This window comes from Methanobrevibacter intestini, from assembly GCF_047402955.1.
Taxonomy (GTDB): domain Archaea; phylum Methanobacteriota; class Methanobacteria; order Methanobacteriales; family Methanobacteriaceae; genus Methanocatella; species Methanocatella intestini.
This window is the reverse complement of the sequence record NZ_CP187956.1, coordinates 553742-575513: the sequence shown is the minus strand read 5'-3', so window position 1 is coordinate 575513 and position 21772 is coordinate 553742. Positions and strand designations below refer to the sequence as shown.

21 protein-coding genes are annotated in these 21772 nt (G+C 30.1%); 10 read left to right on the top strand and 11 right to left on the bottom strand.

Annotation, left to right across the window (positions count from 1 at the left end):
- Positions 1-20 precede the first annotated feature (20 nt).
- Positions 21-1028, top strand: coding sequence for an SIS domain-containing protein (locus tag ACMC9J_RS02620; protein ID WP_427003503.1), 1008 nt, complete (start codon positions 21-23; stop codon positions 1026-1028).
- A gap of 30 nt (positions 1029-1058) precedes the next feature.
- Here ACMC9J_RS02620 and ACMC9J_RS02615 read toward each other — a convergent pair whose 3' ends face one another.
- Both ACMC9J_RS02615 and ACMC9J_RS02610 read right to left on the bottom strand, forming a co-directional pair.
- Positions 1059-1649 carry an Hsp20 family protein gene (locus tag ACMC9J_RS02615; RefSeq protein ID WP_427003502.1) on the bottom strand — a complete coding sequence of 197 codons (591 nt, stop codon included), beginning with the start codon at positions 1647-1649 and terminating at the stop codon, positions 1059-1061.
- A 67-nt stretch (positions 1650-1716) separates the two neighbouring features.
- Positions 1717-2727, bottom strand: a complete 1011-nt coding sequence (locus tag ACMC9J_RS02610) for an NOG1 family protein (protein WP_019267840.1) — start codon at positions 2725-2727, stop codon at positions 1717-1719.
- A gap of 238 nt (positions 2728-2965) precedes the next feature.
- On the opposite strand from ACMC9J_RS02610, the gene ACMC9J_RS02605 reads away from it, so the two are divergent.
- The gene (locus ACMC9J_RS02605; RefSeq protein WP_427003501.1) at positions 2966-5542 is read left to right on the top strand and encodes a UvrD-helicase domain-containing protein; all 2577 of its coding nucleotides are present in this window, start codon (positions 2966-2968) and stop codon (positions 5540-5542) included.
- Between the two features lie 64 nt (positions 5543-5606).
- Here ACMC9J_RS02605 and ACMC9J_RS02600 read toward each other — a convergent pair whose 3' ends face one another.
- Positions 5607-6164, bottom strand: a complete 558-nt coding sequence (locus ACMC9J_RS02600) for a TIGR00296 family protein (protein ID WP_094516286.1) — start codon at positions 6162-6164, stop codon at positions 5607-5609.
- A gap of 18 nt (positions 6165-6182) precedes the next feature.
- Entirely contained in the window at positions 6183-7553 is a 1371-nt protein-coding gene (locus tag ACMC9J_RS02595; RefSeq protein ID WP_427003500.1) for a TldD/PmbA family protein, read from the bottom strand.
- Between the two features lie 179 nt (positions 7554-7732).
- On the opposite strand from ACMC9J_RS02595, the gene ACMC9J_RS02590 reads away from it, so the two are divergent.
- Positions 7733-8932 (top strand): GMC family oxidoreductase N-terminal domain-containing protein, encoded by a 1200-nt coding sequence (locus ACMC9J_RS02590; RefSeq protein ID WP_427003499.1) that lies wholly within the window; start codon positions 7733-7735, stop codon positions 8930-8932.
- A gap of 51 nt (positions 8933-8983) precedes the next feature.
- A complete protein-coding gene (locus ACMC9J_RS02585) occupies positions 8984-9361 on the top strand; it encodes a winged helix-turn-helix transcriptional regulator (protein WP_011954133.1) in 378 nt (125 codons plus the stop codon).
- Positions 9362-9363: 2 nt separating this feature from the next.
- Here ACMC9J_RS02585 and ACMC9J_RS02580 read toward each other — a convergent pair whose 3' ends face one another.
- The 6 genes from ACMC9J_RS02580 to hisA form a co-directional block, all read right to left on the bottom strand.
- On the bottom strand, positions 9364-9765 hold the full coding sequence (locus ACMC9J_RS02580) for a pyridoxamine 5'-phosphate oxidase family protein (protein WP_427003498.1): 402 nt from the start codon (positions 9763-9765) through the stop codon (positions 9364-9366).
- 135 nt (positions 9766-9900) lie between these two features.
- Positions 9901-10380: an aspartate carbamoyltransferase regulatory subunit gene (pyrI, locus tag ACMC9J_RS02575; protein WP_019267830.1), complete on the bottom strand. Its 480-nt coding sequence runs from the start codon at positions 10378-10380 to the stop codon at positions 9901-9903.
- 3 nt (positions 10381-10383) lie between these two features.
- On the bottom strand, positions 10384-10878 hold the full coding sequence (locus tag ACMC9J_RS02570; protein WP_400243238.1) for a flavodoxin family protein: 495 nt from the start codon (positions 10876-10878) through the stop codon (positions 10384-10386).
- Positions 10879-10929: 51 nt separating this feature from the next.
- Positions 10930-11949, bottom strand: coding sequence for an N-acetyl-gamma-glutamyl-phosphate reductase (argC, locus tag ACMC9J_RS02565; protein ID WP_331865154.1), 1020 nt, complete (start codon positions 11947-11949; stop codon positions 10930-10932).
- A 14-nt stretch (positions 11950-11963) separates the two neighbouring features.
- Positions 11964-12425 (bottom strand): adenylyltransferase/cytidyltransferase family protein, encoded by a 462-nt coding sequence (locus tag ACMC9J_RS02560; protein WP_303998716.1) that lies wholly within the window; start codon positions 12423-12425, stop codon positions 11964-11966.
- Between the two features lie 4 nt (positions 12426-12429).
- Positions 12430-13170 (bottom strand): 1-(5-phosphoribosyl)-5-[(5-phosphoribosylamino)methylideneamino]imidazole-4-carboxamide isomerase, encoded by a 741-nt coding sequence (hisA, locus tag ACMC9J_RS02555; protein ID WP_427003497.1) that lies wholly within the window; start codon positions 13168-13170, stop codon positions 12430-12432.
- A 323-nt stretch (positions 13171-13493) separates the two neighbouring features.
- Between hisA and ACMC9J_RS02550 the strand changes: the two genes are divergently transcribed.
- The 4 genes from ACMC9J_RS02550 to truA all read left to right on the top strand — a co-directional run bounded on the left by ACMC9J_RS02550 (position 13494) and on the right by truA (position 18892).
- The gene (locus ACMC9J_RS02550) at positions 13494-14837 is read left to right on the top strand and encodes an IS4 family transposase (RefSeq protein WP_427003011.1); all 1344 of its coding nucleotides are present in this window, start codon (positions 13494-13496) and stop codon (positions 14835-14837) included.
- Between the two features lie 148 nt (positions 14838-14985).
- Entirely contained in the window at positions 14986-15690 is a 705-nt protein-coding gene (locus ACMC9J_RS02545) for an ABC transporter ATP-binding protein (protein ID WP_019264747.1), read from the top strand.
- A 4-nt stretch (positions 15691-15694) separates the two neighbouring features.
- Positions 15695-17962, top strand: a complete 2268-nt coding sequence (locus ACMC9J_RS02540) for an ABC transporter permease (protein ID WP_019264746.1) — start codon at positions 15695-15697, stop codon at positions 17960-17962.
- 63 nt (positions 17963-18025) lie between these two features.
- Positions 18026-18892 (top strand): tRNA pseudouridine(38-40) synthase TruA, encoded by an 867-nt coding sequence (truA, locus tag ACMC9J_RS02535; RefSeq protein WP_019264745.1) that lies wholly within the window; start codon positions 18026-18028, stop codon positions 18890-18892.
- Between the two features lie 131 nt (positions 18893-19023).
- On the opposite strand, the gene ACMC9J_RS02530 is transcribed toward truA, so the two are convergent.
- Complete coding sequence (locus tag ACMC9J_RS02530) at positions 19024-19272, bottom strand: hypothetical protein (protein WP_019264744.1); 249 nt, start codon at positions 19270-19272, stop codon at positions 19024-19026.
- A 94-nt stretch (positions 19273-19366) separates the two neighbouring features.
- Between ACMC9J_RS02530 and wecB the strand changes: the two genes are divergently transcribed.
- Positions 19367-20689: a non-hydrolyzing UDP-N-acetylglucosamine 2-epimerase gene (gene wecB, locus ACMC9J_RS02525; protein ID WP_019264743.1), complete on the top strand. Its 1323-nt coding sequence runs from the start codon at positions 19367-19369 to the stop codon at positions 20687-20689.
- Positions 20673-21770 (top strand): ATP-grasp domain-containing protein, encoded by a 1098-nt coding sequence (locus ACMC9J_RS02520; RefSeq protein WP_019264742.1) that lies wholly within the window; start codon positions 20673-20675, stop codon positions 21768-21770. Before wecB ends, ACMC9J_RS02520 begins: the two co-directional genes overlap by 17 nt.
- Positions 21771-21772 lie beyond the last annotated feature (2 nt).

Genomic DNA, 21772 nt, shown 5'->3' with positions numbered 1-21772 from the left:
AATTTTAAGGAGTTTAAGCAATGAACTATAAAATGTATGATGAAATGATGGAGCAACCTGATTCACTTAAAAGGACATTTGCAAGCGAAATGTCTAAAATGGACAGTGTTTCAGAAGCTGTATCAAAAGCAGATAAAATTTATTTAATTGGTTGTGGTAGTTCTATTTCTACATGTTACAGTGTTAGGGATGCATTAAGAATGTCCTGTGACATGAGTGTAGAAGTATTTACCGGCTATGAGTTTTATTACAATAAAAAATTAATCAACGGGGAAAATTCAGTAGCTATTTTCACATCACAATCCGGTGAAACTGCAGATACTTTGGCATCTCTTAAAAGAGCTAATGAATATGGAATTCAGACTGTTTCAATTTCTAATGAACCTGATAGTTCAATGATAAAAGAAGCTAAAACTCCAATTATAACACAATGTGAAAGAGAAACAGCAATTCTTGGAACTAAAACATATGTAACTCAATTAGCCTGTCTTTATCAGATTTTATTTAAAGGGTCTGATTATGATAAGGCAGATGAACTGTTAGGTGATTTGAAACATATTCCAGATATTATTGGAGAATTGTTAAAGACTACTGAAGAAGACAATAAAAAATTAGCTGAAGAGTTTAAAGATGAAGATATATTCTACTGTTTAGGTAGCGGACCTAACTTTGGTCTTTCTTTTAAATTAGCGATGACTATGCTTATGGAAGGAGCAATTAAACATGCATGTCCTCTTTATTCTGCGGAATTTAGGCACGGTTTAATAGAACGTGCAGAAAAAGATGTTCCGATTATTTTCCTGCATTCAGGTTTTGAATCAGATGAAATAACTGACAAAGCTATTGATTTTTCTAAAAATTTAGAATTAAAATCTATTGTTTATAATTTGGAAGATTATGCAGACATCAATCCGTTATTATCTCCATTAATATTTGTAGTTCCTTTGGAATGGTTTGTTTATTATTTGGCGCATTTTAATGGTGAAGATCCTGGTGCTACAAGACACATAGGAAAAGTCAGATATTAATTTTTTTTAAAAAAGAAAGTTGTAGAAAATTTATTCTACATTAATTTTATTTTTTGGTGTTTTTAATTTAGGAATAGTTATTAAAACTGTTCCGTTGTTGAATTTTGCACTGATTTTATCAATTTCAATATTGTTGCTGAATCTGATGCTTTTGCTGCATCTTCCTTGTTTTATATCTGAAATTAAAATACTTTTATCTTCTTCTTCAATTTCTTCAATATATGGTTTAAAAGTAGCAACAATTGAAATATCTTTGTCTCCAGCTTCAATATCAATTTCTTCTTTTTCAATACCTGGAACATCTACTTTCAAGTAGTATTTTTCTTCAGTTTCTATTAAATCAACATCCAAACTGTGGATTGTTGTTTTTTTATAATCATCAATTTTCTGATCAATTATTTTTTGAATTGATTTAATACCGTCTTGAAGGTCATCAAAACCTCTGGATAAATCTTCGGTCATTTTTCCAGCCATATTTTTTGTCTGTTCCCTTTTTTCGTTTAATTTTTCCTTGCGGTAATTGATTTTTTCTTCAGCCTTTTCTTTGTGTTCGTCAATTTTTTCTTCAGCCTTTTCTTTGCCTTCGCTAATTTTGGTTTCAATTATATCTTTTTCTACCATATTTGTGACTCCCTATGTTTAATTAAATTTAATTGTTATTATGGACTTTTAATATATAAAGGTATCTTTAATATTCATTTTCTTCAGTTCTTTCTATTTTTTTAACAGAGTCTAAAACTTTATTTATTTTATCAATACCTTCTCCTTCAATAGCTGATATAAAAATGGAGTTATCTAATTCATCTACATACTGTTCTACATAGCTGGTGTCTTCAATAAGGTCCATTTTATTAAATAGGTAGATTACAGGAATGTTGTCAAATATTTTTTCAATCTGTTTTAATAAATTGTACTGACTTTCAAGACCAAATCCGCAGGTTTCAGATGCATCAAAAATAAATAAAATAGCGTCAGCCAAATGTTCCAAAGCTACAATTGCATTTAATTCAATATCATTCATTTCTAAAACAGGTCTGTCTAAAAGTCCGGGAGTGTCAATAATTTGTATGCTTTTCCAATGTCTTTCCACATGTCCTATTTGAATTCCTTTAGTTGTAAAAGGATAATTGGCTATTTGAGGATCTGCTCCAGAAATCTGATTAAGAAGTGTGGATTTTCCTACATTTGGAAATCCTGCTATTACAATTGTTGTTGCATCAAAGTCAATTGTAGGCATATTTCTTAAGTTAGCCTTTGCAAAATCCAGAAAATCCAAATCCTTTTTGATTTTGTTTACAACAGATGCAATTCTACCGTATGCCTGTTTTTGAAGTGTAGTTGCTTTTTCTGACGGATTTTTTCTGATTTTACTTCCGTATTCTTTTTCAAGTTGTGTTAAAATACCATAAGCCCAGTTAAGCCCTCCAAGAGCCTGTTTCATATCATCTACACCAACAGTAATGTCAATGTAATCCTGATAAAATGGGGGAAGGTCTTCTATATCCGGAACACTATCTAAAATGGATTTTAATTTGTCTTTGATTACCTGGCAAGAAGTTATAACTCTTCTTTCTTCAATTCTTTTTCCTTTCAGATGTTTTGGTATTTTCTGTGTTCTCATTAAATCTGCCTGTTTTTTCCCTCTGCTAAATCCTTTATCAAGTAATTCATCAGGAGTAGGTATTGTAGGTATCATCATTGTTATCACTTTAAATATTAGTTACTTATACTGCTTCTCTTTCAATATTTATATAATATTCTTTAGCTAGGATGCTTAATTAAATTTATGGCTAATGTTTAATTAAAAGTTGTTTCAATATTATTTATAAGATATTAGTTTAAACATACATAAAATAATTTGTTAATGCTGTTTACAACCGTTAATGTTTTTTGGACTTTTAAGAGAATCTTTTACATTTAATTAAGGAGGATAAGAATTGAAAGAATATCATCAAATTGAAGATTTACCAATTGAATTAAAAAATGAACTTAAAGACAATGTTTCTTTTTTTGATAATTTTGAAGGTAAATCATTAGACGAGCAACAAAGAATAGCCTGTGTTTTGAATGATTGTGATTTGGAAATTATTGCAGGTGCAGGAACTGGTAAAACTCATACATTACTTGCTAAAGCAGAATATTTAATTGAAAAGAAGAATATTTCTCCTGATGATATTTTATTTTTATCATTTTCAAAATCTTGTGTAGAAGAATTAATTGAAAAATTAAATTATGAGGTTCCTACAAGTACAATTCATTCTTTTGGTCTGTCGTTAATCAATGAATATAGAGATAAAAAAGTATATGATGGTAAGGGTTTTAAAAAGATTTTTGAGGAGTATTTAAAAACAGCATCAGATAAACAAATAGATGATATAACAACTTATTGTGAAAATAATCTTAACTCTAATGATATGATTAAATTAATAGAGTTGGATCGGGAAATTGAAAAATTCAATCATTTAATTTCAAAATCAAATATTTCTTCAAGAATTAAAAGTTTCATTGATTTATTTAAAGGTAAAGGATATGTTGCTTCTGATTTTAAAAAGATTAAATCTAAATGTAAACATGACTTTGAAAATAATAATGGAGGATATTATACTAATAAAAATTATTTAAATAATATGGCTTTTATTCAGATAGTTGAACCAGTCTTTAGGTTTTATGAAAGTTACCTTTTTAAAAATCACTTAATTGACTTTAATGACATGATTAACAAAGCAATTGACTTGGTTGAAAATGAAGGAATATTTAATAATTTTAAATATATTTTTGTTGATGAATATCAAGATATCTCTTATAAAAATTTTCAGTTTATAAAAACTCTCAAACAAGCTTGTAATGCTCATTTGGTTGTTGTTGGGGATGATTGGCAATCTATTTATGGTTTCAGAGATAGTGATATTACTCTGTTTAATGATTTTTGTGATTATTTCCCAAATGCAAATAGGGTTTTCATTGAAAAAACTTATAGAAATCCTCAGGAATTAATTGACATTGCAGGTAATTTTATAATGAAAAATGAGTCACAATTTAAAAAATCATTAAAATCAGATAAATCTATTGAAAAACCTGTAAAAATAATTTTTGATAGTGATTCAGATTCAATTTATAATCTCATTTATAATTTATCAAAGAATAATGAAAAGGTATTCATTTTAGGCAGGTATAATGGGGATATTGATAAGTTTATATTTGATACTGACTTAGTTAAAAAATCAAAAGGTAGTTATAAACAAATAACGAATGATTATGAAAGTATAAAGAATGTGGAATATCGTACAATTCATAAAGCAAAAGGTCTTGAAGCAGATTATGTAGTTTTAATCAATGTTTTTAATCGGGATTGGGGATTTCCTAATAAATTTTATCCACCATATTTCGTGAATTTAATACATAATTGGGATTATGATAAAAAATTAGAAGAAGAACGTAGATTATTTTATGTTGCTATTACTCGTGCTAAAAAAGGAGTTTATATATTTACAGAAGATTATAATCAGTCTGAATATATTGATGAATTAATAGATGAAAATAATTTAGAATTAATTTATAGTGATGATTTTAACCGATTTAAGGAATTTGATAGTGTAGAGGAGGAAGATGTTAAAGCTAATTTAATTGATTTAAGCGATTTTGATAATTCTAAAGGTATTGAAATTAAAGCTAATCAGAAGGATTTTGGAAATAAGCTCCTTAAATCAAGAAAGTATGATGAAGCAGAAGATTTTTATAAAAAATTAATAACTAATATGTATTTTTTAAATGATTATTATCCGTATAGAAAATTAGTTGAAGTATATTATAAGAAAAGAGATAATTTGAATGTTATAAACACAGTTGAAGAATTTTTTAAAAGTGGACGATTTTGTAATGAATCACAGGTATTGTGGTTTGAATCAAAATATAAAAAAGCATGTAAGTACTCTGGTCATAGTTTTTCTAATTTTGACGTATGTTTGGATTATTTTAATGAACATGGCCGTAAAAATAAAGACAAACAAAATGAACCTGTTCCAATTGCAGCAAGAATTCAAAGTGGTGGAGGAAAGGTAAAAATTATTTCTCAGGAGGCACATAATATAAAATCTGAATATCATGAGTTAAGCCTTAAATATAAATCTGCCAGATCTAGTAAAAAAGCATTATATTTTTTCGAGCAGTTATGGGATAGAAAAGAGTTTACAAAAAATTTAACTGCATATAAAAGATTATGTTCATTATATTATGATACACAACAATACGAAAAAGTAATAGAAGTTGCAAAGGAATATTTTAATAGTGATGCCCGTAAAACTAAATCAAGTCTGGCCTGGTTTAATAAAAAAATTGCAGAAGCTAGTAAAAAATTAGATAAATCTCCAGTAAACGAATCATCGGATTATATTAAAACAACTAACTTATCAAATGATGAATTATTATTTAAATATGCTGATTTATATGAAAAAGGATTATTGACTAAATATGAATTTGACAGAAAGAAAAAGGAATTATTATTTAATGATGATTAACGGGATATTTTCAGAAAATTTAGTGAAAATCCCATTTGTCACCACTATAAGTAATGTTACTTTATTATTTAAATATTTGTCCCTGGAATGTGTATACATCACAGCTTTCATCTAAATAGCTGTCTGCACTAATTCCTGCTTTCATACATGTATGTTCTAAAAAAGTTTCTACATCAAAGTTATTTTCAGTTGCTACTTGAGGAAGCAGCAATCCTTTTGAATATCCTTTTTTAATCATTAATCCGTCTTTGCCGATTTTGATATTGTTTAGATATTCACTTGGATGTGCAATTTCCATTAATTGGGGTTTTGTTAAAACTGTAACCTCAAATTCCAGATTACCGTATTCTTCAGGAATTACCTGAGGAAATCTCGGGTCCTCAGATGCTGCTGCAATTGCTACACTGATTGTTGCCTGAATTGCACTTTCAATAGGTTCAGGATATCCGATACATCCTCTTAACTGATTATTTTTGTTTAAAGTTACAAAAACACCTAATTTTTCTTTAAGTTCTTCAGGACAGTCTTCAGGAACAAGAATTTGTTCGCCGGTTTCAAGATAAGTTTTTACCGCTTTTTTAGCTATATTTAACAAATATTCTCCATGTTCTTGGCTTATCATTTTTATTACACCTCTTTATTAGCTACTTCCGCCAACTAAAGCATTTAAAATTCTTGTATGTGGTCCGCCGTCACCTACCGGTGCAGTCTGACCGTCTTTTCCACAGAATCCAACACTTAGTTCAAAGTCATTGCCGATAGCGTCAACATTTTTTAGGGTTTCTAATATATTTCCTGATAATGAAACGTCTCTTAACGGAGTGGTTATTTCTCCGTTTTCTATTTTAAATCCTTCTGCAGCATTGAACTGGAATATTCCTTTTCCGGTATCAACTTGTCCGCCTCTTGAGCCTTTAAGATAAATTCCGTCAGGAATATCTTCTATCAGCTCTTCAAAAGACATCTCTCCAGGTTTTAAGTAAGTGTTACTCATTCTTACAATTGGTTTGTCAGCTATTATTGATCTTGCATTTCCGGAAGATTCCATATTTAATTTTGATGCGGTTTCTCTTGAATTTAAAAGAGATATTAATTTACCGTCTTTTACTAGCTGATTAGGTTTGGTTTTAACTCCTTCCACATCATAAGGATAATATCCGAATCCGTCTTTTAAGCTTGCATCATCGTAGATATTGACTATGTCTGAACCTATTTTGCTTCCTAATTTATCTTTAAGAATTGAATCATTTTGCAAAATCAGATCTCCTTCTACTGCATGACCTAATGCTTCATGAACAAATACTCCGGTTAAATTAGGGTCAGCAATAATTGGGAATCTTCCTGAAGGTGCACTTTCAGCTTTCAGTAATCTTACAGCCTTTTCACCTATTTTTCTTCCAAAAGCTTCAATGTCTTCGTCACTTATAGCTTCAAAGCCTTTTACTCCACCAATACTGTTGTGTCCGATTTGCATCATGGTTCCGTCACTTGCAGCAGCATTTAAAAACATTGCAACCCTATTTGTGTTCATTTCAATGTTTGTACCTTCACTGCTTAAGATAACTTCCTGGCTTTGTGAATCGGAATAGGAAACAGTAGTGCTGGTTACTTCTTTTAAACTGGCAGCTTTGCTGGCTTCAGACATTATTTCTTTTTTTTCTTCTATTGAAACATCACTGAAGGGTATTTTAACATCAGTAGATACTTTATCCTGAATTATATCTGCTTTAGACAATGATTCATCTCCTTTAAGGGAGTTTGATATCTTTATAGAGGTTTGTGCTATTTCATCTAATTTTGATAAATCATTTGTATAAGCAAATCCCCATGCACCATTATTTAAAACTCTTATTCTTATGCCTAATGAGTTTCCTGTGTTGATTTCCTGTACTTCTCCGTCTTTCATGATTATGGAGGTGTTATTTCCGTTTCCTGCCCTGATATCCACATAATCTACTTTGGGAATGGTTTTGTTAATGACTTTTTCAAATAAATCAAGATTTTCATTCATTGTTTCATATCCATGATAATATATTATTATCTATTTTTAGAGTTTAAGTTTAATATATGTGTTGTAATAAAGGGAATTCTTTTTTTATTTCTTTTTCCAAATATATCATTGGTGTTTAAATACAATAAAAAATATAACTCATGTTATAGATTTTTTTTTAAAAGTTATAAGGTGATTAAATGGTAATAATTGTAGGTTCTGGAGCAGGAGGAGCAATATTATCAATGGAATTAGCTAAATCTAATGTGCCAGTAACCATAATCGAAAAAGGAAAATATATTGACTCTAAAGATGCTTTTAATTATTATGATAAATACAATGACAGTGTTGATTTGCTTACAGCTACATGTGTTGGAGGTTCAACAATGGTTTCAATGGCTAACATGGTTAGGGCATTAGATGAGGAGTTATATGATTATGGAATTAATCTTTCAGAAGAATATGATTATGTTGAAAATCTGATTAAGGTTCATGGTTTGGATGACACTCATATAGGCAAAGGAACACAATTATTTTTGGATGCAGCTGAAGAACTGGGTTTAAATCCGGTTAAAATGCCGAAAGCTATTTATGAAGAAAAATGTATTCAGTGCGGTCAGTGTGCATTTGGATGTCCTGTTGATGCAAAATGGACAGGAAAACACTTTGTTGACATAGCTATTGAAAATGGTGCAGAATTCATTGATGAAGCTGAAATCACTGACTTGATAACTGAAGATAATCGGATAAAAGGAGTCAAATTTATTAAAAATGGAAAAGAAGAAATATTGCACTCTGATACAGTGGTATTGTCTGCCGGAGCTATTGGTTCTGCTTTAATTTTAAGAAAAATAGGAATTGATGCCGGAAGAGAACTGTTCTTTGATCCCTTTGTTTCAGTAGGAGGAGTTATAAAAGACATTAACTTCAACACTGAAGTTCAGATGGCGGGTCTTGTTGCTGGTAAAAACTTTGTTCTGTCACCTCATTACTCATCATTCATTCCGTCTAAAATCGGGGGGGATGCTGAACCTAAAGATATATTGAGTATCATGGTTAAAACATCTGATGAATGCAAAGGATATATAACTGATGACGGGGATGTTGTTAAAATAAACACTATTGATGATATCAGGTATTTGGCTGAAGGTGCAGCTGCTGCAGGTTTTATTCTGGAAAAAGCAGGTGTTAATCCGGCTACAATAGCTTCTACAGTTTACAGAGGAGCACATCCCGGCGGCAGTGCAGCTATTGGAAAATTTGTAGACAGCAACCTGGAAACTGAAATTAAAGGTTTGTTTGTTGATGATGCAAGTGTGTTACCAATTTCTCCAGGAAAACCTCCGATTTTAACTATCATGGCATTATCTAAAAGATTGGCTGATTATTTAATTGGCTGATTTTTTTTATAAACTAAAAATTTATATGATTTTACAGAAATATCTTTAATTATGAAATCTGAATGCGCATGCCCTATTGATAAAGCAGTTGTATTGTTTAATAAAAAATGGACTATCCAATTAATTAGGGATATGTTTTTTGGTAAAAAACAATTTAAAGAGTTTCAAGAAGATAAACCTGATTTAAGTAATAAAGTTTTGTCACAAAGACTTAAGGAATTAGAAAATAACGGGCTTGTTGAAAAAAAGGTTTTAAATACGACACCTATTTCTAGCGAATATCATTTAACAGAGTATGGAAAAAAATTAAATAGGGTAATATATGAGCTTGCTGTATTTATTTTAGATGAATCTGATTTTGTTGAGTATAAAGATGAAGAAGTTAAAAATCAGATTAAAAACAATTTTAAACAAGCTCTTAATATTTAAAATTAAATTTTATAATTTTTTGGAGGGTTTCCTGAAAAGTCAGCTATTGTAGCATCACCGGAGATGGTGAATACTTCGAATTCAGGATTATCTCCACTTTGGTATAATGTTTTTACTAGTTCGTTTGATTCGATAACTTTTTGTTTAAGTTCTAAATTTGAAGTAAACTCTACTTTTCCACTTATTCTAATCCATGCAAATTCAGCAGTTGCTGTTGTAATTTCACAGTTAGGATTTTTTTCTAATTCTTTGTATATTGGTTTTTTATTGCTTGTACAAAAATAAGGTTTGTTGTTTTCTTCAAAGTAATATAATATTGGTCTTACTTTCGCATTTCCGTCTAAACCTTCAGTTGCTAAATAAATTAATGGATTTTCATTTAAAAATTTTATTACATCATTCATAATATATACTTCCTTTTTTGGTTATTTATTGCAATAAATGTAATTAATATTATGATTGAAGTATTTTAAAAGCTTTTTGTAACTATTGGGTAACTTAGTAACCAAATGGTTACTTATAAAAAAAGAATTTGAAGATTATTCGAATTGTTTTTCGATATCTTCTGTTTTAATTAATTTTTCACAGTAATGGCATCTGACAACTGGCGGATGGTTGTTTATAACATTAAATTTAGGAGTTATCGGTTCATTTGCATAATTGGTTATGCATTTGGAGTTGGTACATTTGATAATTCCTGTAACTGTATCAGGCAGTATAATTTTATCTTTTTTTACTGGTTTGTAGTCTCTAATAATGTTAACACTGGCTTTAGGTGCAATTAATGCAATTTGATCAAGTTCTTCATGGTTCAATTCTCTGTTTTCAATTTTAACTATGTCTTTTCGACCAATTTCTTTTGATGAAACATTCATAGCCACGGTAACATTTTTAGTTTCACTGTCTGGAAGTCCTAATATTTTAAGGATATGTAATGACTTATTTGCAGTAATATGGTCAATTACTGTACCATTTTCAATAGCTCTGATTTTTAATTCAGATTTTTTATCAACACTCATAATTTACCCACTGTACATTTTTAAGTCTAATATTTCAATAATTGCTTCAGTATCATTGATTAAAGTTTCAATATCTTTATCTTTTGTGTTTAATGTAAATGTTTCAATAACTCTGGCTCCACGTACTTTTACTTTTTCAGCCATTCTGTCTACTGTAGCCTGTCCCCCTCTGCCAGTCATTGTTGCAAAGAGGTATAAGTCTTTTCCTTTTAAATCACATCTGTCAATTAATGTTATAATCGCAGGTGTTGGTTTTCCTGCCCAAGTTGGAGTTCCAATGTAGATTGAATCATATTCGGTTAAATCCACTTTAGAAGGAGCTATTTCAGTTTTTGTTTCTTTAATTGAGTCAATACATGAAGTTAGTTTATTTTTAAATCCACTTCTCTTTTTCAAATCAATAACTTCAAGTATATCAGTTCTTAACTCTTTTGCAAGTGTTCTAGCTACAACTTCTGTACTTCCGTGTTGGGAATAATAAATTATTAAAGTTTTCATATTATCTCCCTCTCTTTGATTTTATTTGTTTGTTTTAGGGTGTTATATATTTTATGGATTAATCCCAAAATGTTTTAATCCTGTTGTTTCATCTAATCCAAGCATTATGTTCATATTTTGTATAGCCTGGCCTGATGCACCTCTAACAAGATTGTCGATACAGGACAGCATTACAACTCTTCCGGTATCATCAATTTCAAATCCTCCAATATGGACAAAATTGGATCCTCTAACAGAACTTAAATGAGGAATTTCTCCATCATCCATTAATTTAATGAAGTATTCTTTACCGTATGTTTTTTCATAGAATTTTCTTAATTCATCTGGAGTAATATCGGAATGCTCTTCTTTTAAGAAGCTATGGCTTGTTGTTTGGATTCCACGTATCACCGGAACTAAGTGTGGGGTAAATGAAACTTTAACATCTTCAAATCCATGTAATTCCTGTTGAATTTCAGATACATGTCTGTGTGAAGAAATTTTGTAGGGGTTGACATTATCTGCAATATTTGGGTAATGTGTGGTACTTGAAGGATTTACTCCTGCTCCGCTAACTCCAGTTTTTGAATCAATAACTATTCTGTCAACTAAATCATTATCTACTAAAGGGTAAGATGATAATATTGCTCCTGTTGGGAAACATCCGGGATTTCCCACCAAATCAGCTTTTTTAATTTCATCTCTGTAAAGTTCAGGAAGACCATAAACACCTTTAATGTCGCTGGTATGTTTTAATCCGTACCATTTTTCATAAACTTTAGTGTCACGGTATCTGTAATCTCCGCTTAGGTCAATAACTTTAGCTCCGGTTTCAAGTAAGTCTGGAACTATTTTCATTGATGCTCCATGAGGAGTAGCTGTAAATATTATATCTGCGTCCAATTCATTTGGCTGTTTATTTTTGAAAACTAATCCTGAATCTCTTATGTGCGGGTGTATTTTATGTACAGGTGTTCCGTCATATTTTCTTGAAGTAATATCTTTTATTTCTACTTCACTATGATTCAACAACATTCTGAGAAGTTCTCCACCAGTATATCCGCTTGCTCCTACTATTGCTACATTATACATATTTATCTACCTCACTAATCACAATCGTCTTTTATTTTTCCTTTGAAATCCATTTTTTTTATTTTTTTAATAATTTTACAGCTGCTGTCTAACTCTGCATTGTGATATGCTTTTACACGCTCCACTTTAGCTTTTAATCCTCTTTTGTTAATAGCTTCTTGTAATTTAGTAATGTCATGTCTTTGATCAGCACCAATAGCTATTATGTCTGGATCAATTTCTTCTACAATTTTAAGGAAGTCTCCGTTTTCATTACCAAGATAAGCTTCATCTACTCCTTTTATCATTTTTACTAACTCTAAACGTTGTTGTTCTCCAACTATGGGGTATCTTTTTCTTTTTTCAACAGTTGAATCGCGAGCAATTACTACATAAAGTTTAGCATCTTTACCTCCAAGTTTTTTAGCTTCGTTAAGGTAAATTCCATGTCCCGGATGTAATAAATCGAATGTACCAGTTGCCATTACTTTTTTCATAATTTCACTGCCTATTTTGATATTTTAAAGCTTCTTTTAAATCGATTTTATCTTTGTAAAGTGCAGAACCAATTACAATACCTTCAACACCACTTTCATTTAATTGTTTAATGTCAGAAATGCTGGTTATTCCTCCGGAATAAACAATCGGCAGGTCAACAGAGTTTTTAAGCTTAATAACAGGCTCAGTATAAAAGCCCCCTAATAAACCTTCAACATCAACATTGGTAAAAAGAATACTTCCTGCTCCATGTTCTTTAAATTCATTTGAAAGTTCTGCGGGACTTTTGTCAATCTTTTCCTGCCATCCTTTAATTACAACCCTGTTGTCTTTACTGTCAAGTGAAATCATTATTCGCTCTGATCCGTATTCATTTGACAGTTCAGTTATGGTTTCTGGATGTTCAATTCCCATAGTTCCAATAATCAGTCTTTCAATATCTAAATCAAGAAGTTTTTTAGCATAATCAACACTTCTTATGCCTCCGCCTAGTTGTATAGGTACATTAACTTCATTTAATATTTTTTTAATTATATCGAGGCTGGTTTTTCCGTCAATTGTACCATCCAAATCGATTATGTGTAAATTTTTAGCTCCCAAATCTTCCCAATGTTTTGCAACATTTTCAGGGTTTTCAATAGCTATCATTTCACTTCCAGGTTGTCCCTGGACTAGCTGCACACATTTGCCATTTTTAATATCAACTGCAGGCATTATTAACATTTCATCTTTTTTAAATGACATTTATAACTCCATTACTAAATTTTTTGGTTTATAATATTTTTATAATTAATATGGTTTAATAGTTACTGTTAAATGCCAGTACTATCAAGTTAAGTGATTTTTCTGATTTTTAATTTTAATTTTTTCCAATTTTTTTATTTTTTTATTTATTTTGCTTGTATCGGTGTGTTATTATTTTAATTTTATTTTATTAGGTGTAAATTTATTTATATCTATTTTTAAGTATTTTATATAGTTAATATTATATATTATTAATTATAAAGTATTATTATCTAATAATATTAGTTTTTATTTGAGGATTGTTGTTTTTAGGGTGGTTTTTGATGGTTTTTGAATATGTGTTTTCAAATTTTTTAGCAAGTTTTAATAATTTTGTTGATGAAAAATATATATTAAGTGATAATGCTTTTGTTCGTAGTGGTAAATGGAGTTTGGAAACTGCAATTAAATTTCCTTTATTTAATCGTAAGAAAACAAAATTTAATGAAGTTAATAGGTATTTAAGGAGTCAAACAGGTGATTATTCTATGAAAATAACTGGTTCTGGTGTTTGCGATAGAATGCAATATATCAATCCCAAAGTTTATATAGACATGAATGATGGAGTTATAATGGAAATATACAACAATGTGGAAGAAATGGAAACTTTTAAAGGATTTCACGTTTTTGCAACTGATGGATCTTATGTTGAAATTCCAAATCATCCACAGGCACGTGAAGAAATGGGAGTTCCATCAAATAATGAAGTTGAAACATTTGCTGCAAATGCAAGAATTTCATGCACAGTAGATACAAAAATGGACTTTGTAATATCATCAATAATTGAAAATCAAACCATAGATGAAATAACACTAGCATTAAGACACTTAGACGATGTAAAAAACAAAATAAATATGAATAACATAATTACCTGTTATGATAGATACTATAATTCCACAGAAATCATGTTAAAAACAGAAACATTGAATTCATACTATCTAATCCGAGGAAAAACAAATACATTCAAAAAACAACAACAAAAAATGGATAATGATAAAAAAACCGACGAAACATTCGATATCAGCTTAAATAACGCAAAAATAAAAAAATTTCACGACGAAGAACTGAAAAAAATCGCAAGAAAACAAAAAAGCATACAAGTCAGAATAGTTAAAGTAAAATTAAAAACTGGACAAACAGAAATACTATTTACCAATTTACCAAAAGAAATAGCAACACCCGAAGAATTAAAGCAATTATACGGCGAAAGATGGAAAATAGAAACCGATTACGACAGACTAAAAAACAAACTATACATCGAAAAATTCAGCGGAAGAAGACGAACCATAATCGAACAAGACTTCTACAGCCACATATTCCTACTAAACCTACTAATAGGAATAAAACACGATGCAGAACTAAAAATAACACGAAAACCAAAAGAAACAGCAAAATACACCTACAAATACCACTCCAACATCAACACACTCATCGGAGAAATCAAAGACCAACTACCAAGACTCCTAACAGACAACCAAGACGAAATACAAAAAGTAATAAAAGAAATAATGGAAATAGGTTCTAAAGAACTCGTAGCAACAAAAATACCCCCACAAACACACACAGAAAGAGATAAAAAAAGAAATTGGAATAAAAATTGCAAAACAAGCAAAAGCCAAGGATTCTAAAAATCAGAAAAAAAATCACTTAACTTGATAGTACTGGTTAAATGCAAATAATTTATGGAAAAATCTATATAATCACTATCAATATAGATTTAGGTTTAACTAAATATTTATATAATATTTTAATTAATATCTTATTAAGTGATTTAATATGAGTGATATTGTAAAATTTGAAAATGTGGTCAAGGAGTATAAATCCGGAGAGCATATTTTAACAGCTATTGATCATATTAATTTTACTATTGAAGAAGGTGAATTTGTTGTTATTTTAGGTCCTTCCGGAGCTGGAAAATCAACTCTTTTAAATCTTTTAGGAGGTTTAGACACTGTCACCAGTGGTAAAATTATTGTTGACGGAAACAATATTGAAAGCTTCAATGACAATCAGTTAACTCGATATAGAGCTAAAAATGTTGGTTTCATATTTCAATTTTATAACTTAATTCCCAATTTGACTGCTCTTGAAAATGTTGAACTTATGAAAGATATTGTAGATGTTGATATTGATGGAATGAAAGTTCTGGCATCTGTGGGATTGGACAGACATGCTAATCAGTTTCCTTCACAGTTGTCTGGTGGAGAACAGCAAAGGGTTTCAATAGCTAGAGCTGTTGCTAAAAAACCTGCAATGCTTTTATGTGATGAACCAACTGGAGCACTGGATTCCAGAACAGGTGTTTCAATTTTAAGTTTGCTTCAAAATATGAGTGTTAATAACCGGTCCACTGTAGTTATTGTTACACATAATGCAATACTTGCTGAAGCTGCAGATAAGGTTATCAGAATTAAAAATGGTAAAATTGAAAGTATAACTATTAATGAAAATCCTAAAAAAGTAACTGATTTGGAATGGTGATTTTATGTTGTCTAAAAAGATGATTAGAGATATTAAGAATCATAAAACTCAATTTCTTTCAATCTTTTTAATGGCTTTTTTAGGAGTATTTGTATTTGCAGGAATTGGTGGGGAATACACAGGTTTTGAGCAAAGTGTTAATAATTATTATGATGCTACAAATTTAGCGGACGGATGGATTTACAGTAATCATTTAGATAATGCTGCTGTAGATAAAGTTGATAATCTAAGTGCAACTAAATCTAGTGAAAGACAGCTGGTTATTAATTCAGTAGCTGATTTCAGTAATGATCCTGATGTGACGCTGCACTTTGTAGAAAATAATGATATTTCTAAATTTTATCTTGTTGAAGGAAAAGACGTTGATATTGATGATGAAAATGGTGTATGGTTAGATAAACGTTTTGCCGATGCTAAACATTTAAATGTTGGGGATAACATTTCATTTTCAGTTAACGGATTAACCATTAATAAAGAAATTAAAGGTCTTGGTTATTCTCCTGAAAATGTTTATACTCCTTCAGACACTTCAATTATTACAGATTTCAATAAAACAGGTTATGCTTACCTGTCTTATAAGGCATTTCCAGCACAAATACAGTACAATGTATTGCTTGTTGATTTTGATGGAAATCCGAATGATTATGTAAATGACTTGGATTCAGTTATTGGTGGAAATTACAGTTCTTTTGTAAAACAGGCAGATCACCAAAGTGTTTCTCAATTTAATGAGGAACTGGATCAGCATAAAATGATGGGCGATATTTTTCCGGTTGTTTTCATATTGATTGCTGTTTTAACTCTGTTAACTACGATGACAAGAATAATTAATCATCAAAGGACTCAAATAGGAGTTTTAAAAGCAGTAGGATTTAAAGACAGAACTATAATGCTGCATTATATTTCATATGGATTCTGGCTAGTTTTGGCAGGAAGTATTTTGGGATTAATATTGGGGCCATTGACTCTTCCAAAATTGTTTTTAGAATCAATGCAAGCTGTTTATACATTACCTGAATGGGGCGTTGGATACAGTATTAGTTTTGTCATAGTTGCAGCATTAATGGTTGGTGTATCATTAATAGCTTCTTACTGGGCAACAAGAAGTATTTCTAAAGAAAATCCTGCAAATTCAATCAGGCCAAAATCTCCTAAAGTTGCTGTTTCCGGATTGGTGGAAAAGTCAAAGATATGGAAAAAATTCAGCTTTAATGCACGCTGGAATTATAGGGATGCAAAAAGAAATAGGACAAGGTCACTAATGACAATTGTAGGTGTTGCAGGATGTACTGCACTGCTTGTTTCAGCATTTGGAATGTATGACGGAATGAATGATTTGCGTGACTGGGAATATGAAGATATCAATCATTATTCCTCTAAATTAATTGTTGATAATAATGCTTCAATTAGTCAGATTAACAGCATAACTGGTGATGTTAACGGTACTCAATTAATGGAAGGCAGAATAGAATTTGATGTTAATGACCATAGGGATTCAGGTTCGCTGCTGGTTTTAAATGAAAGCAGTTTGGTAACTCCAACAGACAATCATAGAAATCTAATTTCCATTCCTGACGAGGGTGTGTCAATTTCCATGAAGATGGCTGATAATTTAGGTGTTGAAAAAGGAGACACAATCAAATGGCATATTGTAGGAAATGACAAATGGGTATCTACTAAAGTAAGTTCTATTCATGCAGACCCTATATCTCAGGGATTAATAATGACTCCTGATTATTTTGAAAATCTGGGATTGAATTACACTCCAACAAGTATTGTTACAGCTCAGGAGGTAACTTCAGATTATGATGGAATCAAAGCAGTGAATACTTTAGATACAGCTGTTTCAAATTGGAATGAAATATCTGAATCAATGCTTTCAATGGTATCTATTCTAATATTCTTTGCAGCATTATTGGCTGTTGTTGTTCTTTATAATTTGGGATTATTGTCATTTACTGAAATTGAGCGGGAAATAGCTACCTTAAAAGTTATCGGATTTGAAACAAATAATTTAAGAAAGTTATTACTGACGCAAAATTTATGGTTTACTTCAATGGGCTTTGTTTTAGGGATTCCATTTGGTTATCTCTTAATGAAAGTAATGACGGATTCTTCAGGACCTTCATTCCAATTTCCTATAACTTTAAGTCCAGGAAACTTAATGTTAAGTTTTATAATAACATTTTCATTATCCATAGTGGTTAACTTAATGTTTTCAGGAAAAATTAGAAAACTGAACATGGTTGAATCATTAAAAGGTGTTGAATAACCTTTTACTTTTTTTTATTTTTACAAAATTTATTTTAATTAATATTTATAATAATATATTATTATGAAGAGGACAGCTTTAAAAATTGGCTATATCGGAACTAATTTTCATGGTTTTCAAAGACAACCCGATTTAAGAACTGTTGAAGAAGAGCTGATTTACCATTTACGTAAACTCGGTTATATTGATGATTTAAAAAAGTCCAGATTCAGAATAGCCGGTAGAACTGATGCAGGAGTCCATAGTTTAGGTAATGTAATCAGTTTTCAGTCTGAAAAAGAAGTTAGAGTTAATGAAATCAATAACAGTTTGCCGGATGATATTCAGATACTGGCTAAAGCTCCAGTAAGATTTGGTTTTAAACCGAGGTATGCTGAAATGAGACAATATCGTTATGTTTTATTTAGATCTGATTTGGATTTGGATAAACTGGCTGAAGTAGCTGAAATTTTTAAGGGAACTCATAATTTTACTAATTTTACTAAACGATTCCAAAAAACAACAACCCGAACAATTGAGGATATTAAAATCAGTAAGGCAAATCTTAGTGATTATCATAAAAAGGAATTTCCAAATTTGCACGATACACTTTCACCTGTTTTCGTAGATATTTATGGAGAAAGCTTTTTATGGAATATGGTTCGTAAAATGATGCGTGTTTTTGTTGATGTAGCTATTGGAAAGTTATCTTTGGAAAAAGTTGAAGAATTATTAAATCCTGCAGAAAATGATCCCAGAGCAAATATTAAAGTTCTGGATCCGGATTATCTGATTTTAATGGATATTGAATATGATGGCATCAGTTTTGTTTATGATGATTATGCCTGTGAGCGCTTTAAAAGAAATTTAGTTGATTCACTGGATAATTTGCAAAGAAAATATGCCATAAGGGAATCTATGATAAAAAGTTTGGAAGATTTGAACGGATGAATTTTTCAGATAAAATTGGCTATTGGCAATGTTGCCGAGGTTTTTTAGAGGATTTTTCGTTATAAGAAAAGTCTTTCAAAAATAGTAAATATTAATTAAAAAAAGAAGTGGGAATTTAAACATTCCCAGCACTATTTTTCCATTTCAAATGAAAATCTGTATTCTTGGTTTACAAGAACCATGTCTTTGATTTTTGCATTTAAAATTCCAGAAATTTTGTACAAATCTTCCATGGTAACTAATTTACCTTCATTTATACTTAAAAAGAAAGTTACAATATTATCTGTAATAAGATAATTTAAATTGTAGTCTTCGTCTTTGTGATATTCTTTTAAGATATTGTATATTTTTTCTTCAATTTCTTTATCAAGGTTAGTCATAATACCACCTCATTGTCTATTAATAGAATTTTATACTATTTAAATGACCAACATTTATTATTCATGATTAACTAATTTTATATAGGTCGATAAAATGAAAATAGCTATTGTACTTGGAACCAGACCAGAAATTATTAAAATGGCTCCGATTATTGATGAAATTGAAAAGCGAGGTATAACTTCCTGTCTTATTCATACTGGACAACATTATGATAAAGAAATGTCAGATAATTTCTTTAAAGATTTGGAAATCAAATCTCCGGACTATAATATTCATGTAGGTTCTGGTTCTCATGGAAAACAGACTGGTTTGATGATGAAGGGTATCGAAGAGGTTTTACTTGATGAAAAACCTGATATAGTTCTTGTTCAGGGAGATACAAATGCTGTTCTTGCAGGAGCATTAGTAGCTTCTAAATTACACATTGCTGTAGGGCATGTTGAAGCAGGACTCAGATCATTTGATATTACGATGCCTGAAGAATTAAATAGGATGGCTGCAGATGCCTGTTCTTTGATGTATTTTATTCCAACTGAAGAATCTGCAATTAATCTTTTAGCTGAAGGAATTTCAAGAAAAAAACTGTTTATTACAGGAAATACTGTAGTTGATGCCTGTTTCAGGCATTTAGAAATAGCTAACAAATTAGGAATTCAGGAAGAATCTTTAGCTAGTTTGGATATTGAAAATATGAATAATATTTTAACTTTAACCATGCATAGAGCAGAAAATGTTGATGATAAAGAAAGGTTAATAAACATTATTTCTTCTTTAAAAGAACTGAAAGACATGAATATTATTTTCCCGATTCATCCGAGAACTAAAAAGACTTTGGAGAACTTTAATTTATTTGATGAATTAAATGAGTTGGAACATGTTCATATTATCAAACCATTGGGATATCTTGACTTTTTAATTTTAACTTCACATTCCACTTTGATTTTAACAGATTCAGGTGGGCTTCAGGAAGAAGCAATTACTTTGGATGTGCCGGTTTTAACTTTAAGGTATAATACTGAAAGGCCGGAAACAGTCAGTGCCGGAGGAAATATTTTAGTGGGAGCTAATAAAAAGACTATTCTGGAAAATGCTAAAAAGATTCTCAATGATGAGGAATTTGCAGATAAAATGAAAAATGCTAAAAATCCTTATGGAAATGGTGATGCAGCTATTAAAACTATTGATGCAATTGAAAAAGCATATAATGAAGGTTTATTAAATATTAAATCTCCTGAAAACATAATGTCTTCATTTAGCCGTAAAATGATAAAAATTAATGAGGATATTTCTGTTGGGGAATTTGAAGAACATGAAAATGCATTGGTGCATATGGTTTTTGATGGTGAAAAAATGATTTTCCCATTAAATGATTTAAATTTAAAGGGTATGATGATTACTTATGATGTCTATCAATGATGATTCAATCTTATTGTTTGAATATTTTACAGCTTCCGGTGAAAAAGATAAATGTATTATTTCAGAAGCAGAATCATTAATATTTTCACTTTTAGATGATTTAAAAGATTATGATGTAACAATTGTCCTTAATGAATCTTACAAAGAGATTATATGTGATTATGATAATGTTACACCAATATTTATTGATGAAGATATAATTTCATGGCTTGAAAAAAATGCAGCTGGTTTTAAAAAAGCTATTTTCATAGCTGCAGAAAATAATAATAATTTATATAATATTACAAAAATTTTAGAAGAAAATAATGTAAAGATTTATAATTCTTCTTCAGAGGCATGTTACAATTCTTCTGATAAATTTATTTCTTATGAATTGTTATATAAGATTGTTCCACAACCCAGAACTTTTAAATTAAAAATAGATAAAGTGGGGTATTGGAAAAGAGCATTAGAAAATCTTTATAAAAAATGGCATGCAGAAAAACCATTGGATGATTTAAAACTCATAATCAAACCTCTTGTTGGTGTGGATTGTGAAAATATTAAAATAATAAATAGTGTTGATGATTTGGATTATAGTTTGGAAAAAATATTTCTCCCAGGTTCTAGAGTAATAGTTCAGGAATTTATTGAAGGAACAGACATTAGTGTTAGTTTACTTTGTGATGGTGACACAGCTATTCCAATAAGTTTAAATAAACAGATTATAGATTTAAAAGAGGATAAGGGAACTTATTTAGGTGGACAAATTCCGTTTGAAAGTAAGTTTAAATATTTAGCTTTTGAAACAGCTATTAAAGCAGTTGGAGCTATTGGTGGATTAAAAGGATTTGTCGGTGTCGATTTAATAATTAGTAATGATGAAAAAGATATTGAGGATGTTTATGTTCTTGAAATTAATTCCAGATTCACCACACCTTATGTAGGTCTTAAAAAAATATCCAATATTAATATTGGTTCATCTATTATTGATTTGATTGATGGAAATGTGGATATCAAAGATTTAAATGAAAAAATAGATTTAACTGGAAAAATTGAATTTAAAAAATCTGGAGATAATTTGGTAATTAGGAGTATTTAAGT

Bases quoted from the DNA above. Each gene is read 5' to 3' on its own strand.
- ACMC9J_RS02530 (WP_019264744.1), bottom strand. From the start codon at position 19,272: ATGACTAACCTTGATAAAGAAATTGAAGAAAAAATATACAATATCTTA.
- ACMC9J_RS02600 (WP_094516286.1), bottom strand. From the start codon at position 6,164: ATGATAAGCCAAGAACATGGAGAATATTTGTTAAATATAGCTAAAAAA.
- ACMC9J_RS02545 (WP_019264747.1), top strand. From the start codon at position 14,986: ATGAGTGATATTGTAAAATTTGAAAATGTGGTCAAGGAGTATAAATCC.
- ACMC9J_RS02590 (WP_427003499.1), top strand. From the start codon at position 7,733: ATGGTAATAATTGTAGGTTCTGGAGCAGGAGGAGCAATATTATCAATG.
- ACMC9J_RS02585 (WP_011954133.1), top strand. From the start codon at position 8,984: ATGAAATCTGAATGCGCATGCCCTATTGATAAAGCAGTTGTATTGTTT.
- pyrI (WP_019267830.1), bottom strand. From the start codon at position 10,380: ATGAGTGTTGATAAAAAATCTGAATTAAAAATCAGAGCTATTGAAAAT.
- argC (WP_331865154.1), bottom strand. From the start codon at position 11,949: ATGTATAATGTAGCAATAGTAGGAGCAAGCGGATATACTGGTGGAGAA.
- ACMC9J_RS02580 (WP_427003498.1), bottom strand. From the start codon at position 9,765: ATGAATGATGTAATAAAATTTTTAAATGAAAATCCATTAATTTATTTA.
- ACMC9J_RS02570 (WP_400243238.1), bottom strand. From the start codon at position 10,878: ATGAAAACTTTAATAATTTATTATTCCCAACACGGAAGTACAGAAGTT.
- ACMC9J_RS02560 (WP_303998716.1), bottom strand. From the start codon at position 12,425: ATGAAAAAAGTAATGGCAACTGGTACATTCGATTTATTACATCCGGGA.
- ACMC9J_RS02550 (WP_427003011.1), top strand. From the start codon at position 13,494: ATGGTTTTTGAATATGTGTTTTCAAATTTTTTAGCAAGTTTTAATAAT.
- ACMC9J_RS02620 (WP_427003503.1), top strand. From the start codon at position 21: ATGAACTATAAAATGTATGATGAAATGATGGAGCAACCTGATTCACTT.
- ACMC9J_RS02610 (WP_019267840.1), bottom strand. From the start codon at position 2,727: ATGATGATACCTACAATACCTACTCCTGATGAATTACTTGATAAAGGA.
- hisA (WP_427003497.1), bottom strand. From the start codon at position 13,170: ATGTCATTTAAAAAAGATGAAATGTTAATAATGCCTGCAGTTGATATT.
- ACMC9J_RS02540 (WP_019264746.1), top strand. From the start codon at position 15,695: ATGTTGTCTAAAAAGATGATTAGAGATATTAAGAATCATAAAACTCAA.
- ACMC9J_RS02615 (WP_427003502.1), bottom strand. From the start codon at position 1,649: ATGGTAGAAAAAGATATAATTGAAACCAAAATTAGCGAAGGCAAAGAA.
- truA (WP_019264745.1), top strand. From the start codon at position 18,026: ATGAAGAGGACAGCTTTAAAAATTGGCTATATCGGAACTAATTTTCAT.
- ACMC9J_RS02520 (WP_019264742.1), top strand. From the start codon at position 20,673: ATGATGTCTATCAATGATGATTCAATCTTATTGTTTGAATATTTTACA.
- wecB (WP_019264743.1), top strand. From the start codon at position 19,367: ATGAAAATAGCTATTGTACTTGGAACCAGACCAGAAATTATTAAAATG.
- ACMC9J_RS02595 (WP_427003500.1), bottom strand. From the start codon at position 7,553: ATGAATGAAAATCTTGATTTATTTGAAAAAGTCATTAACAAAACCATT.